General features: G+C 60.6%; 15 protein-coding genes. 6 read left to right on the top strand and 9 right to left on the bottom strand.

Translation table 11 applies throughout. From position 1 onward, the window contains the following. The 6 genes from arnC to arnF are packed head-to-tail and all read left to right on the top strand — an operon-like array spanning position 1 to position 6,226. Entirely contained in the window at positions 1-984 is a 984-nt protein-coding gene (gene arnC / locus L362_RS05930) for an undecaprenyl-phosphate 4-deoxy-4-formamido-L-arabinose transferase (RefSeq protein ID WP_008503101.1), read from the top strand. Beyond that, positions 981-2,963, top strand: coding sequence for a bifunctional UDP-4-amino-4-deoxy-L-arabinose formyltransferase/UDP-glucuronic acid oxidase ArnA (gene arnA / locus L362_RS05935; RefSeq protein ID WP_008503100.1), 1,983 nt, complete (start codon positions 981-983; stop codon positions 2,961-2,963). The genes arnC and arnA overlap by 4 nt, the downstream gene beginning before the upstream one ends. Then, the gene (arnD, locus tag L362_RS05940; protein ID WP_023294743.1) at positions 2,960-3,862 is read left to right on the top strand and encodes a 4-deoxy-4-formamido-L-arabinose-phosphoundecaprenol deformylase; all 903 of its coding nucleotides are present in this window, start codon (positions 2,960-2,962) and stop codon (positions 3,860-3,862) included. Before arnA ends, arnD begins: the two co-directional genes overlap by 4 nt. Then, the gene (gene arnT, locus L362_RS05945) at positions 3,859-5,514 is read left to right on the top strand and encodes a lipid IV(A) 4-amino-4-deoxy-L-arabinosyltransferase (protein WP_023345054.1); all 1,656 of its coding nucleotides are present in this window, start codon (positions 3,859-3,861) and stop codon (positions 5,512-5,514) included. The genes arnD and arnT overlap by 4 nt, the downstream gene beginning before the upstream one ends. After that, a complete protein-coding gene (arnE, locus tag L362_RS05950) occupies positions 5,514-5,849 on the top strand; it encodes a 4-amino-4-deoxy-L-arabinose-phosphoundecaprenol flippase subunit ArnE (RefSeq protein ID WP_023345053.1) in 336 nt (111 codons plus the stop codon). Before arnT ends, arnE begins: the two co-directional genes overlap by 1 nt. After that, complete coding sequence (gene arnF, locus L362_RS05955) at positions 5,846-6,226, top strand: 4-amino-4-deoxy-L-arabinose-phosphoundecaprenol flippase subunit ArnF (protein ID WP_023345052.1); 381 nt, start codon at positions 5,846-5,848, stop codon at positions 6,224-6,226. Before arnE ends, arnF begins: the two co-directional genes overlap by 4 nt. Here arnF and acpT read toward each other — a convergent pair. Genes acpT through L362_RS06000 form a run of 9 tightly spaced genes read right to left on the bottom strand, consistent with a single transcriptional unit; the run spans position 6,183 to position 14,281 of the window. Then, positions 6,183-6,791 carry a 4'-phosphopantetheinyl transferase AcpT gene (gene acpT, locus L362_RS05960; protein ID WP_023345051.1) on the bottom strand — a complete coding sequence of 203 codons (609 nt, stop codon included), beginning with the start codon at positions 6,789-6,791 and terminating at the stop codon, positions 6,183-6,185. The genes arnF and acpT overlap by 44 nt on opposite strands. 2 nt (positions 6,792-6,793) lie before the next feature. Then, a complete protein-coding gene (locus tag L362_RS05965) occupies positions 6,794-8,023 on the bottom strand; it encodes a beta-ketoacyl-ACP synthase (RefSeq protein ID WP_021242168.1) in 1,230 nt (409 codons plus the stop codon). Next, positions 8,020-8,751 (bottom strand): 3-ketoacyl-ACP reductase FabG2, encoded by a 732-nt coding sequence (locus L362_RS05970; RefSeq protein WP_023345050.1) that lies wholly within the window; start codon positions 8,749-8,751, stop codon positions 8,020-8,022. The genes L362_RS05965 and L362_RS05970 overlap by 4 nt, the downstream gene beginning before the upstream one ends. Beyond that, positions 8,748-9,221 (bottom strand): hotdog family protein, encoded by a 474-nt coding sequence (locus tag L362_RS05975; protein ID WP_023345049.1) that lies wholly within the window; start codon positions 9,219-9,221, stop codon positions 8,748-8,750. Before L362_RS05975 ends, L362_RS05970 begins: the two co-directional genes overlap by 4 nt. Beyond that, complete coding sequence (locus tag L362_RS05980; protein WP_023345048.1) at positions 9,218-10,387, bottom strand: beta-ketoacyl-[acyl-carrier-protein] synthase family protein; 1,170 nt, start codon at positions 10,385-10,387, stop codon at positions 9,218-9,220. Before L362_RS05980 ends, L362_RS05975 begins: the two co-directional genes overlap by 4 nt. A 1-nt stretch (position 10,388) precedes the next feature. Further along, complete coding sequence (locus tag L362_RS05985) at positions 10,389-10,967, bottom strand: DUF3261 domain-containing protein (RefSeq protein WP_008503090.1); 579 nt, start codon at positions 10,965-10,967, stop codon at positions 10,389-10,391. Beyond that, positions 10,964-13,288, bottom strand: a complete 2,325-nt coding sequence (locus L362_RS05990; RefSeq protein WP_023345047.1) for an MMPL family transporter — start codon at positions 13,286-13,288, stop codon at positions 10,964-10,966. The genes L362_RS05985 and L362_RS05990 overlap by 4 nt, the downstream gene beginning before the upstream one ends. Further along, positions 13,257-13,862 carry an outer membrane lipoprotein carrier protein LolA gene (locus tag L362_RS05995; RefSeq protein WP_023345046.1) on the bottom strand — a complete coding sequence of 202 codons (606 nt, stop codon included), beginning with the start codon at positions 13,860-13,862 and terminating at the stop codon, positions 13,257-13,259. The genes L362_RS05990 and L362_RS05995 overlap by 32 nt, the downstream gene beginning before the upstream one ends. After that, positions 13,859-14,281, bottom strand: coding sequence for an acyl-CoA thioesterase (locus tag L362_RS06000; RefSeq protein ID WP_008503087.1), 423 nt, complete (start codon positions 14,279-14,281; stop codon positions 13,859-13,861). The genes L362_RS05995 and L362_RS06000 overlap by 4 nt, the downstream gene beginning before the upstream one ends. Positions 14,282-14,283: the final 2 nt, after the last annotated feature.

Here is a 14,283-nt window from a genome sequence, read left to right as displayed (position 1 = left end):
ATGTTCAGTGCACCGCCTGTACAAAAAGTATCCGTGGTTATCCCGGTTTATAACGAGCAGGAGAGCCTGCCCGAGCTGATCCGCCGTACGACGGCCGCCTGCGACACGATGGGCAAGGCCTACGAAATTCTGCTCGTGGACGACGGCAGCAGCGATAATTCCGCGCTGATGATGACCGAAGCCGCACAGGCTGAAGGCAGCCACATCGTTGCCGTGCTGCTCAACCGTAACTACGGCCAGCACTCGGCGATTATGGCGGGGTTTAGCCACGTCACGGGCGATCTGATTATCACCCTGGACGCGGACCTGCAAAACCCGCCGGAAGAGATCCCGCGCCTGGTGGCCAAAGCCGACGAAGGCTATGACGTGGTCGGCACGGTCCGTCAGAACCGTCAGGACAGCCTGTTCCGCAAGCTGGCCTCGCGCACCATCAACCGTCTGATCCAGCGTACGACCGGTAAAGCGATGGGCGATTACGGCTGCATGCTGCGCGCCTACCGCCGCCATATCGTCGACGCCATGCTGCATTGCCATGAGCGCAGCACCTTCATTCCGATTCTGGCGAATACCTTTGCCCGTAAGGCAACGGAAATCCCGGTCCTGCACGCCGAGCGCGAGCACGGGGAGTCGAAGTACAGCTTTATGCGCCTCATCAACCTGATGTACGACCTCATTACCTGCCTGACCACCACGCCGCTGCGTCTGCTGAGCGTGTTCGGCAGCATCATCGCCGTGGCCGGTTTCGCGCTGTCCGTTCTGCTGGTGGTGCTGCGCCTGGTCTTTGGCCCGCAGTGGGCGGCGGAAGGGGTCTTCATGCTCTTTGCCGTGCTGTTTATGTTCATCGGCGCCCAGTTTGTCGGGATGGGGCTCCTCGGTGAATACATTGGCCGAATCTATAACGACGTTCGCGCGCGTCCGCGCTACTTTATTCAACGTGTTGTCCGTCAGGAACACAAAGCATCTCAAGAGGAAATTCACCCATGAAAGCTGTTGTATTTGCCTATCACGATATGGGGTGCACGGGCACGCAGGCCCTGCTGGAAGCGGGCTATGACATTGCGGCAATCTTTACCCATCCGGACACGGCCGGAGAGAATAACTTTTTCGGCTCCGTGGCGCGTATCGCCGCCGAGCGCGGTATTCCGGTTTATGCGCCAGACGACGTCAACCACCCGCTGTGGGTGGAGCGCATCCGCGCCCTCGCGCCTGACGTCATCTTCTCGTTTTACTATCGCAACCTGCTCTCCGACGAGATCTTAGGCCTGGCTGCAAAAGGCGCCTTTAATCTTCATGGTTCTCTGCTGCCTGCCTACCGTGGCCGCGCCCCGCTGAACTGGGTGCTGGTGAACGGTGAAACGGAAACGGGCGTGACGCTGCACCGCATGGTGCGCCGTGCGGATGCGGGCGCTATCGTGGCGCAGCAGAAGGTCGCTATTGATGCGGACGACACCGCGCTGCAGCTGCATCAAAAGCTGAACGCGACGGCACAGACGCTGCTGCGCGATGCGCTGCCGGGCATCCTTAACGGCACCTTCAGCGAAACCGCACAGGACGAGAGCAAGGCAAGCTGCTTTGGCCGCCGCGCGCCGGAAGATGGTCGTCTGGACTGGAACAAACCGGCCCGCCAGCTGCACAACCTGGTGCGCGCCGTGACCGACCCGTGGCCGGGCGCCTACAGCTTTGCGGGCGTCAGCAAGTTCATCGTCTGGAAATCCCGCGTGCGTGACGACATTCCGGCGGCAAAACCGGGCACCGTCGTCTCCGTCTCCCCGCTGATTGTGAGCTGCGGCGAGCAGGCGCTGGAGATCGTTACCGGCCAAACCGACAACGGCCTGTACGTTCAGGGCACCCAGCTGGCGCAGTCGCTGGGGCTGGTGGCCGGGGCGCTGATCACCAGCGCGCCGGTGGTGGCCATCAAACGCCGTACCCGCGTGCTGATCCTCGGCGTGAACGGTTTTATCGGTAACCACCTGACCGAACGTCTGCTCAAAGACGATAACTACGAAATCTACGGCCTGGATATTGGCGCGGATGCGATCAGCCGTTTCCTCGACAACCCGCGCTTCCACTTCGTGGAAGGGGACATCAGCATCCACTCCGAGTGGATTGAATACCACATTAAGAAATGCGACGTGGTGCTGCCGCTGGTCGCTATTGCCACGCCAATCGAGTACACCCGTAACCCGCTGCGCGTGTTCGAGCTGGACTTCGAAGAGAACCTGAAGATCATCCGCGACTGCGTGAAATACGACAAGCGCATCATCTTCCCGTCCACCTCTGAAGTGTACGGCATGTGTACCGATAAGAACTTCGATGAAGACACCTCCAACCTGGTGGTCGGGCCGATCAACAAGCAGCGCTGGATTTACTCCGTCTCCAAACAGCTGCTGGACCGCGTGATTTGGGCCTACGGTGAGAAAGAGGGCCTGCGCTTTACCCTGTTCCGTCCGTTCAACTGGATGGGTCCGCGTCTGGATAACCTGAACGCAGCGCGTATCGGCAGCTCCCGTGCGATCACCCAGCTGATCCTGAACCTGGTGGAAGGCTCGCCAATCAAGCTTATCGAAGGCGGGAAACAGAAACGCTGCTTTACGGATATCAGCGACGGTATCGAAGCGCTGTTCCGCATCATCGAAAACAAAGATAATCGCTGCAACGGTGAAATCATCAATATCGGCAACCCGGACAACGAAGCGAGCATTCGCGAACTGGCCGAGATGCTGCTGGCCAGCTTTGAGCGCCACCCGCTGCGCGATAAATTCCCGCCGTTTGCCGGCTTCCGCGAAGTGGAAAGCAGCAGCTACTACGGTAAAGGGTATCAGGACGTTGAGCACCGTAAGCCAAGCATTCGCAATGCGAAGCGCTGCCTGAACTGGACGCCGACGGTGAAGATGGAACAGACCATTGATGAAACGCTTGATTTCTTCCTGCGCACCGTGGAGCTGTCGGAACAGGTCTCATGAAAAAAGTCGGTTTACGCATTGATGTCGACACCTTCAGGGGAACGCGTGACGGCGTACCCAAACTGCTGGAACTGCTGAGCAAGCACGGCGTGCGCTCCAGCATTTTCTTCAGCGTGGGGCCTGACAACATGGGACGCCATTTATGGCGTCTGGTTAAACCGGCATTTCTGTTCAAAATGCTGCGCTCGCGCGCAGCATCCCTCTACGGCTGGGATATTTTGCTGGCCGGCACCGCCTGGCCCGGCAGACGCATCGGCGCGGGTAATGAAGCGGTTATCCGTGAGGCGGCACAGCATCATGAGGTGGGTCTGCACGCCTGGGATCACCATGCCTGGCAAGCCTGGGCGGGCGTCTGGGATATCCCGCGCCTGTCCCGTGAGGTCGAGCGTGGGATGCTGGAACTGGAGGCCATTATCGGTCAGCCCGTGCGCTGCTCCGCCGTGGCGGGATGGCGTGCGGATCAGCGCGTCGTGAAGGCCAAAGAAGCCTTTGCGTTTCGCTACAACAGCGATTGCCGCGGAACCGGGCCCTTTTTGCCGCTGTTGGGCGAAAATCGCTACGGTACGGTGCAAATTCCGGTCACGCTTCCCACCTGGGATGAAGTGGTCGGGCGTGAGGTGAAAGCTGATGAGTTCAATCGCTACATCCTGGACCGCATTCATCGTGACGCCGGTACGCCGGTGTATACCATCCATGCCGAAGTGGAAGGGATTGCGTATCAGCATGATTTCGACGAACTGCTGACGATGGCCGCTCAGGAGGGCATTGCGTTTTGCCCGTTAAGCGAGCTGCTGCCAGACGACCTCAGCACCCTGCCCGTGGGCAAAGTGGTCCGCAATGAACTGGCTGGCCGGGAAGGCTGGCTTGGCTATCAACAAACCGTGAGTCCGGTCCAATGAAAACAGCCCGTTATGGCTTAGCGCTTCTCGCACTGTTTATCGTTTACTACCTCATCCCGGTTGATATCCGCCTGCTTTGGCAGCCTGATGAAACGCGCTATGCGGAAATCAGCCGCGAAATGCTGGCCTCCGGAGACTGGGTTGTCCCGCATTTTTTGGGGCTGCGTTACTTTGAAAAGCCGATTGCCGGCTACTGGATCAACAGCATCGGGCAGATGCTGTTCGGGCACACGAACCTCGCCGTGCGCGCCGGGTCTATCTTCTCCACCGGTTTAGCGGCGCTGCTGGTCATCTGGATGGCCTGGCGTCTCTGGCGGGATAAGCGGACAGCCATTTTCTCCGGCCTGATCTTCCTGACCCTGTTCCTGGTGTATGGCATCGGCACGTATGCGGTGCTGGATCCCATCATCACCCTGTGGCTGGTGGCGGCGATGTGCAGCTTCTGGCTGGCGTCACAGGCCCAAACCGTTGCCGGAAAAGCGGGCGGCTATGTGCTGCTTGGGCTGGCCTGCGGGATGGGGGTGATGACCAAAGGCTTCCTGGCGCTGGCGGTACCGGTGATTGGCGTGCTGCCGTGGGTGATCGCCCAGAAGCGCTGGAAAGAGGTGCTGATTTTTGGCTGGCTCGCGATCCTGAGCTGCGTGCTGATTGTTCTGCCATGGGGGCTGGCGATTGCGCAGCGTGAGCCTGACTTCTGGCGTTACTTCTTCTGGGTTGAGCATATTCAGCGTTTTGCCCAGAGCGACGCGCAGCACAAAGCCCCGTTCTGGTACTACGTGCCGTTCCTGATCGCGGGTAGCCTGCCGTGGCTGGCGCTGCTGCCCGGCGCGTTCCGTCTTGGCTGGCGTGACAGACAAAACGCGGGCGGCGGGTTCTATCTGCTGGGTTGGGTGGTGATGCCGCTGCTGTTCTTCAGCATCGCCAAAGGCAAGCTGCCGACCTATATCCTGCCGTGCTTTGCCCCGCTGGCGATCCTGATGGCGCGCTATGCCTGCCTCGCGGCGGAGAAGGGCGCCAGAGCGTTACGCATTAACGGCGGGATCAACCTGGCGTTTGGCGTTATCGGCATGGTGGCGGCGCTGGTGGTCTCCCCGTGGGGGGTCGCTAAGCATCCGGTCTGGTCCTCGGTTGAACTGTATAAAGTGTTCTGCGCGGTGGTCGCGTTCCTCATCTGGGCCGCGGTCGGCTGGTTTACGTTCAGGCAGAGTCAGCAGCGCTGGTGGCTTGCGGCGCTCTGCCCTGCGGGCCTGGCGCTGCTGATCGGTTTTGCCATTCCTAACCTGGTGGTGGATTCCAAACAGCCGCAGTCGCTGGTCGACACCGTGCGCGAGCCGCTTCAGGACAGCCGATTTGTCTTGGCCAATAACGTCGGCCTGGCCGCTGGCCTGGCGTGGGAGCTGAAGCGCAATGACATCACGCTGTTTGGCCAGAGCGGCGAACTGCGCTACGGGCTGGATTATCCTGATGTGAAAGATCGTTTTGTCGGTAAAGATGACTTCGCGCAGTGGCTGGCTGAGCACCGTCAGCAGGGACGCGTATCGCTGGTGATTCTGCTGTCAAAACGCGATGACCTTTCGCGGGCGAATCTGCCAGAACCGGACAGCCTGTATATCCAGGGCCGTCTGGCCTACCTGCAGTATCTGCCGAAGTGATGACCTGGATCTGGCTGGTACTGGCAAGCCTGCTCAGCTGTGCGGGGCAGCTGTGCCAGAAACAGGCTACCCGTCCGGCGAAAGCCGGGCGGCGTGGCGTGCATATCGCGCTGTGGCTTGGCCTGGCTCTGCTGGCGCTGGGCAGCGGGATGCTGGTCTGGCTGGTGGTGCTGCAGCGCCTGCCTGTCGGCATTGCCTACCCCATGCTGAGCCTCAATTTTGTCTGGGTGACGCTGGCGGCGAAGGTATTCTGGCGCGAAAACGTCGCCTGGCATCACTGGCTGGGGGTGGGGTTGATCATCATTGGGATTGTTATCCTGGGAGGGAGCCTGTGAAAGGGGCGTTCTGGGCCTTATGCAGCGTGCTGTTAGTCAGCGCCGCGCAGCTGCTGCTGCGCGAGGCCATGCAGGCTCTGCCTCCGGTCAGCGAGATTATGACGTTTATTTCCGCGCTGTGGCACGTCTCGTCCGGCACGGGCGCGCTGCTGCTGGGGTTGATGGGGTATGTGGCTTCTATGGGCTGCTGGTACCTGGCGCTGCATCGGATGGCGCTCAGCAAAGCGTATGCCTTGCTGAGTCTTAGCTATATCCTGGTGTGGGGCGCCGCGATCCTGCTGCCGGGCTGGGGAGAAAGCTTCTCCTGGCACGGGCTGGTCGGCGTTGTGTTTATTATGTTGGGTGTACTGGTGATTTTCCTGCCCCGACGTGGATAATCGACTCGGTGGTCAGGGTGTAAGGGGTCGACGTACAAACGGCCAGGCTGAGTGAGCCGATCTGCACCTGGCTGACCGAGTGCGACGGCGCCGTGCTGTCGATGCTGACAATCTGCCAGGCGCTACCGCCACGCTGTTTGATGATTGCCTCTTTTCGCGTCCAGATACGCCAGAAGGCGGCAAGCCGTTCCTCTGGCGCTTCGCGCTCAAGCTCATCATGCTCCGTCATGCTGAAGACGGCATTCGCCAACGCCTGCCAGTTCTTCCTGGGGCGAATCACTTCGATATCACAGCCGACTTCGCCTTCATCGCTCATCAGCAAGGCGATATCGTCACCGCTGTGGCTCAGGTTGAACCACAGCGGATGGCCCTCCGCAAAGGCCGGTTTCCCCTGCTCGCCGTAAATAATGTCGGGGAGCGGATGAGGGGATAACGCTCTGGCGAGCAGCATCCTGCCAGCCAGCCATGAGGCATTGCGAGCACCCTGAGGTGCGCTGTCTGCGAGCGTTGACGCCAGCGGGTCCGCGCAAAGGGTGGGTATTTTTCCCAGTACAAACTGGTACATAGTTACGCCCAGCGTTTAATGATAATCGAGGTGTTGATGCCGCCAAACGCGAAGTTATTGCTCTGCAGATACTCGCAATCGATCTGGCGGGCTTCTCCCATAATATAATCTAAAGCACCACATTGCTCATCCGGTTGCCTTAAATTGAGTGTCGGGGCAAACCAGCCTTCACGCATCATCTGTAAACTCATCCATGCTTCCAGCGCGCCGCAGGCTCCGAGCGTGTGGCCAAAATAGCTCTTCAGCGATGAAATCGGCACGTTGTCACCATAGATAGCGGCAGTGGCCTGGCTTTCAGCAATATCGCCGCGATCGGTGGCAGTACCGTGTGCGGAGATATACCCCATATCCAGGGCGCTTAATCCCGCCATGGCCAGCGACTGCTCCATACAAATCTGCATGGTTTCACGCTGAGGCTGGGTGATATGGGCCGCATCACAGTTAGTGGCAAAGCCCACGATTTCGCCGTAGATAGTGGCCCCGCGCGCTTTGGCATGCTCCAGCTCTTCGAGTATCAGGGTACCCGCGCCTTCCCCAATCACCAGACCATCGCGCTGCGTATCAAACGGCGAAGGGGTGGTTTTGGGTTCATCGTTACGCTGGCTGGTTGCAAACAGCGTGTCAAACACCGCCGCTTCAGACGGGCACAGCTCCTCAGCGCCCCCCGCAACCATAACGGTCTGATAGCCGTGGCGAATCGCCTCCCAGGCGTAGCCAATTGCCTGGCTGCCGGACGTACAGGCGCTTGAGGTCGGGATGACGCGGCCACGTAATCCAAAGAACAGTCCGGTATTCACCGCGGTGGTGTGCGGCATCATCTGCACGTAGGTTGTGCCGGTGATGTTATTGGTGTGCTTTTCGGTGAGCATAGTGGCGAATTCGCTGACGGGCCCGGTACTGCCTGTGGATGAGCCATACGCGATACCCGTTTGCCCATTGGTGAGCACCGCCTCGCCAATCAGCCCCGCCTGCTCCAGCGCCAGCTCGGTGGCGCGGGTCGACATCAACGACACGCGGCCCATGGCGCGGATCCGTTTGCGGGTATAATGTTCCGGCAGCGTGAAGTCATCAATCGGCGCGCCCAGCAGGGTGTGCAGGCCATCATAGACCTGCCACTCCGGCATTTTACGCACCGCGTTTTCATACGCCAGCAGCCTGCTGGACACGGATTGCCAGTTTTCGCCAAAGGCGGTCACGCCGCCCATGCCCGTAATCACCACGCGACGCGTCATAGCATTCCTCCGTTAATGGAAATGACCTGGCGGGTGACGTAACCCGCAATATCTGACATCAGATAGCTTGCCAGCCCGGCGACCTCCTCAGCCTGGCCCATGCGTTTCATTGGAATGATGGACATCGCTTCTTTCAGCGCGGTCTCTTCCATTTCAATCATTCCGGTATCAATCAGCCCCGGCGCAATGCAGTTCACGGTGATTTTGCGTTTTGCCAGCTCAATCGCCAGCGCTTTGGTGGCACCGATAATGCCCGCTTTTGCCGCGCTGTAGTTCACCTGCCCGCGGTTACCCATCACGCCGGACACGGACGATAGGGTGATAATGCGTCCCCCTTTACGGGTGCCAATCATCGGCATAATGCAGGGGTGAATGACGTTATAAAAACTGTCGAGATTGGTGTGGATCACGCTGTCCCAGTCGTCTTCACTCAATGCCGGAAAGGCGCCATCGCGGGTGATACCCGCGTTGCTGACCACGCCATACCATGCGCCATGGGCTTCAATGTCCTGTTCCAGCACCTCGCGGCACTGTTCGCGGTTGCCCACATCAAACGAGAGTAAACGGCCGTTGCCGCCCGCCTGCGTGATGGCGTCCAGCGTCTCCTGCGCGCCTGCGGCATCACGATGGTAATGCACGCCTACGGTAAATCCGTCGGCGGCAAGCTGTCGGGCGATGGCGCGCCCTATGCCTTTGCTGGCCCCGGTGACCAGTACGGAACGACTCATGCGTTAGATCCCTGATTAAAAAGCGAGGTTAATTCTTCTGCGCTTGGCTGGAAGGTGTTGACCCGGCCCGTGGCCAGCGTCTCTTCATTAGCGGAAATTGCGCATTCAAAACTGCCGAAGCGTTCGTCCTGCATCAGCAGCTTAACGGTGATGTCCAGCGTCAAGCCTGCGGCGAAACGCCCGCTGGCGCAGATCAGTTCACGCGCGCCGAGCACCATGCCCAGCGCAATATGCTCCTGCCCCTGCTGCTGGCGATGCCAGCCGGACCAGACGCCGATGGTCTGCGCCATCAGCTCGAGCGCGTACCAGCCCGGCAGGTCGCCATCGGCATTCAGAAAGGGTGCCAGCACGCTTTGTCTGTCTATCGCGACGCGGCATACCGCCATGTCGTCCGTCACATTCTCAACGGACTCCAGCAACATCATGGGCGCATCGTGCGGCAAATAGGCTTCGGGTGATAAGTAGCTCATGACGCTCTCCCCAGCAGAATGCTGGCGTTGTTGCCGCCAAACGCGAACGAGTTAGACAGAATGACCGGCTTTGTCAGCGCGGTGCGCTGGTGCAGCAGACCGCACGGCGCCAGCGTGTCGTCCGGTGCGTAGCGGGCGAAGTCCTGCGGCGGTAAGGGCAGATCGCGCGTCAGAATCAGCCAGCTCAGGGCCGCTTCGGTGATACCGGCAGCGCCCAGCGTATGGCCGGTAAGGTGTTTAGTAGAGCTACAGGGCACGCTTTCCCCAAAGAGATCGTGTATCACCTGCGATTCAATCTGATCGTTAAGCGGCGTGGCCGTGCCGTGCAGGTTGATGTAGCCGATATCTCCGGGCTGCATACCCGCTTCGTTGAGCGCCTGCGTGATGGCCCTGATCGCCCCTTCGCCCTGCGGATGCGGAGCGGAAATATGGTACGCATCGCTGGATTCACCCGTCCCGAGCAGCGCCACGTCCGCGGGCTCACGGCTAAGCACCATCAGCGCGGCGGCTTCACCGATGGTGATCCCCCGACGGTCGCGACCAAAAGGCTCGCAGAGCGTAGGGGAGAAGGATTCAAGGCTGTTAAACCCGTTGACGGGCATCCGGCTCAGGGTATCTGCTCCGCCAACAATCGCGATGTCCACCAGCCCGGCTTCAATCAGACGTTTGCCGCCAATCATCGCCCGCGCGCTGGAAGAGCAGGCTGTCGAGATCGTATAGGCCGGGCCTTCGAGCTGAAGCCAGTTGGCGAGGAAGCGGGACGGATCGCCGAGCTCCTGCTGCGGGTACTGCCAGTGCGTGCTCGCTTCGCCATGGGTCATGCGCTGCACGTGCTCATCGCCTTCATCCAGCCCAGAGGTGCTGGTCCCCAGCACCACGGCCACCCGATCGCGGCCGACGCGGGCGATAGCCTCGTCGACGGTCGACTGAATCTGCGCCAGCGCGGCCAGCAGAAGCTGGTTGTTGCGGGTGCGGTGTGCGGACAGCGTTTCCGGGATGGGCGGCAGTTCGCCTTCCACACCGCCCAGCACGGCTTCGGGTGAACCCTGTAACCAGCCGGTTCGGGCATGCATACCCGGCGCTGCGCCCGTCACCAGGTTAGCAGCGATTTCATCATGCGAGTTGCCCAGCGCGTTGACCATGCCAACAGCGGAAATATAAATCATCTCAGTCACCCAGATATTGAATGGTGATGTGGTATTTAAAAACGTGTTGCTCGATGCTGATCGGCTCGCGCTTGCCTTTACGCTGCAGGTAGACAATCTCCGTCACCAGCTTGCCGCTGGCGTTACGCAGTTCGCGCCGATCGCCCGTGTCAGTCAGCGTCCAGCCCTTCGGCAACTGCGGCTGCCAGGCGCTAATCGGCCAGTGGCTGAGCATCACGTCGGCCAGCACCTGGCTGGCGGGCGGCAACTGCGGCACAACGATCGACTGCTCGGTATGAATACCGGTCTCATCGTACGTCGCCAGGAACAGACGAATGCCCACGGAAGAGAGCCCGGCCAGCGTCACTTTATGCGCATCCGCGTTGAGCATCACCAGCAGGGACTGCGTTTGCCCGTTAAAGCTGCCGGTCAGCAGCTGCTGGGAGCTTACCGCCGGGCTAATGCCGGGCGGCGGGAGCGTAACGCGGGTTCCCGGCTGGAGCCAGGCCTGGGGACGCGTCTCTTGGGTATCGGTCGAATGGCTGCAGCCTGCCAGCAGCAGCGCCGCGGTTAGCGCGACGGCGCGGTAAAAAGCGTTCATTTACGTTTTCTCTCTTTCTTATCCGGCATCGCCAGCGGCGCCAGCAGGAAGGCGGTAAAAATACCGCTCACCAGCACGATACCAAAGCTGCTGATGGCCTGCGTGGCGCTGAAGACGAGCATGCCCAGCGTCAGCAGCGTGGTCATCATCGCCAGCGTAATCGCCAGCATCGAGGTCAGCGGCGTGCCGCGCGGGTTGCTGAAAAACAGCGTGTAGTTAATGCCAATGCCGAGCACCAGCACCAGCGCCAGCAGTGAAAACAGGTTTACCGGGTGGCCCGTTGCGGCCAGTACCGCCAGCCCGCAGCTCAGCGACAGCACGGACGGCACCAGGCTTATCAGTCCCTTACGCCAGCCGAGGCGCACCATCGCCCCGCAGGCAATCACCGCCAGCGCGGCAAACAGGAGCCCCGTCAGCAGCGTGCGGTAGAGGGCAAACAGGGTGTCAAAACTGGCTTTGCGATCGACCCAGACGACACCGTCATGGCGCGCGGCCAGCTCGCCGAGGGCCGCGCTGTTTTTTGCGTCGTCCACCGGCACGAGCACGCCGCTTTGACCGTCGGGCAGGGTCAGCCAGAGCAGACGCCAGCCTTCGCTGGCCGGGCTTTTAAGCCACGCGTCCACGCTGACCGGCATGGCGTCCAGATTCGGGGAGACGGCGTTGAGCCCTGCGCTTTTCAGCACGTTCGTTACCGCAGGCGCGGCGTTTTGCAGCAGCGTAAGATCGCTTTTCTGACGGGCCAGCGAGTTCAGCGGCAGGGTGCGCCAGCGGGTAATTTCTCCCGCTTTCTGCGCCTCTGCCAGCGCCGGGGTAAAGGCTTCCAGCCGCTCCAGCGTTTGCTGAGGCGAAGCGCCATGAACCACAAACCATTTCTGATCCACGCTCTGTCCGGTCAGGGCGGTAATGGCCTTCTCCTGCGCCAGAATATCTTTCGGCAGCGCCTGCAGCTGGGCGATGTCGTCGTCCACCTTCAGCGTGCTTATTCCCACGGCGGAGAGCAGCGCCAGCGCGACGGGAAGACCAATTGACAGTTTTTTACTGCGTCGCCAGGCGGCCAGCCAGCGCAACATCAGGACCATAAAGGGAACCGGGCGCACCGGTAACCCGCGGCACAACCACGGATGCCAGAAAATCACCGTCAGGCAGGAGGCGCTGAGTCCCACGGCAGCGAACACTGCCATCTGGCGGATCCCGGGGAAGGGGGCCAGCATCATAATCAGGTAGGCGGCGACGGTCGTCAGCAGCGCCAGCAGCAGCGCATTGCGAACTTTGGCCAGGCTTTGCCAGGGAGTATGCTCCGCGCCGTGTACCATCCGTTCGGTCAGGTAGTAAAGCGTGTAGTCTGCCGAAATTCCGATGATGCTCATGCTCATCACCAGCGTCATCAGGTGCAGCTCGCCAAAGAGCAGCAGCGTCACCACCGTCCCCGCCAGCGCGCCGATGGCAATGGAGAGCACGCTCAGCAGCAGCGGGCGCAGAGAGCGGAACACCGCCACGATGAGCAGGAACACGCCAAGCAGGGTGGCGATACCCAGCGTCGAAACATCACGTTTGGCCTGCTGGCTGGCGTAATCGCTGTAGAACACGGTCCCGCGGGAAAGCAGCTGTGCCTGAGGGTAGCGGGCTTTCAGCGTCTCCTGCAGCACGTTAAGCGTCGTCACAAGCCGGTGGGTCTGCTGCATATCAAATGATGAGCCCGCCAGCTCGCCGTGGAGCAGATACCAGTAGTTTCCCGCCTCATCTTTTGCGACCAGCCAGCCGTCCATCAGCCGCAGCTTCTGGCCGTTTTGCGCCAGAGCGAGCTGCGAGCCGCGCATCAGCATCAAGGGATCGTTTTGCAGCTCTTTGCCGCTGACGCCGGAAAAGGCCGAATAGAGCTGAGATAAAATCCACTGCGCCTGCGCTTCTCCGCCGTTTTGCAGGCGGGCGCGGGTGGCGGGGTCAATCAGGCCATTTCGGTGCTGCCAGAAGAACTCTCCCCAGGCCTTTTGCCCGGCGGCGTCCATCGGGCCTTTGACCTCGCTGAGCGAATCAGTGCTTTGCAGCAGCGCCAGCCACTGCTGTGCCACGCGCGGATCCGGCTCTTTGCCGGGGCTGACCAGCCAGACCAGCTGGCGGTCGAGACGCTGCATAAACCCGTCGTTGAGCGCCGGCGGGATAGCCCCCAGCGTCTGCTTCGGCAGCATGGCCAGCACGCTGCTGTTCAGTCGCGCGCCGGGCAGCAGCGACAGCAACACGCCCAGCAGAATCAGGCATAGCGTGGCCCACAGCAGCGCCGGGCGCAGGGATTTACGGTGCGGCAAAGCGTTGGCGTTCGTCATCGGTCAGGCTGGCGGGCGTCAGTTGGTGGTGAGAAAGGGCGATATCGGTACGGTCGCCCTGTTTGTCGTTGAGGCGAATCGTTTCCAGATAGGTCGCGCCGCCCAGATCGAGGGTGGCGAAAATCTTGTCCAGCGGCGTCGTTTTTGGCGTAAGCACCAGCGACCAGCGGCCCGCTCCCAGGTCTTTAAAATCGATGCGGAAGTTCTCTTCCAGCACCTTGCGGTCCGCCTGGAACAGGGCGCGCAGAAGATGGTTGAACTGGAACATCTGCGGATTATTGTCGGCAGTGATGGTTTGCGGCGGCTGGCCGTTAATCGCCTGCACCATCCGTTTATCGTCCAGCAGGAGCGTCATCGGAAACGGCGCTTTTTGATCCCACAGCAGGCCGCTGTCGCGGGCGATCAGCATCTCGCCCTGCGAGCGCAGCGGCTGCGGCATATCTTTTATCGTGCGAACCTGTTCGAAGTGCGCGCGCACCACGGGCTGCTCGGTGAAGCGCTGCTGCAGCTCATCCAGCGTCACGGCGCTGACCAGCGGGCTGACGATCAGCGCCAGTAAAGGCAACCATCTCATGGTGTTACTCCCATACGTTCAAACAGTATTGCCGGGCTCACAAAGCACATTTCGCGGGTCGCTTCTTCCACCGCCACCTGAATGGTGTAACCGGTGGTCGTGCGTTTGCCGGTCTGCGCATCGAAAATTTGATAGGCAATGCGCAGGCGGTTTTCATACTCTTCAATGTGCGCGCGGACGCGAATACGCTGCTCAAAGGTCACCGCATCGCGGTATTTCACCCGGGTGTCGACGACGGGCCAGACGTAGCCGGAGGCCTTCATCTGGCGATAGCCATAATCAAACTGATTGAGCAGCGCCTCGCGGGCGATCTCAAAGTAGCGGAAATAGTTACCGTGCCAGACCACGCCCATCATATCGACGTCGTGGAACGGAACGGTGATTTCGACTTCAGTCGTAAAGCGGGGATCGGTCAGCACCC

It is taken from the genome of Enterobacter sp. MGH 16, assembly GCF_000493175.1.
GTDB classification, from domain to species: domain Bacteria; phylum Pseudomonadota; class Gammaproteobacteria; order Enterobacterales; family Enterobacteriaceae; genus Enterobacter; species Enterobacter roggenkampii.
The sequence above is the reverse complement of the archived record's forward strand: the minus strand, read 5'-3'. Positions and strand labels throughout refer to the sequence as shown.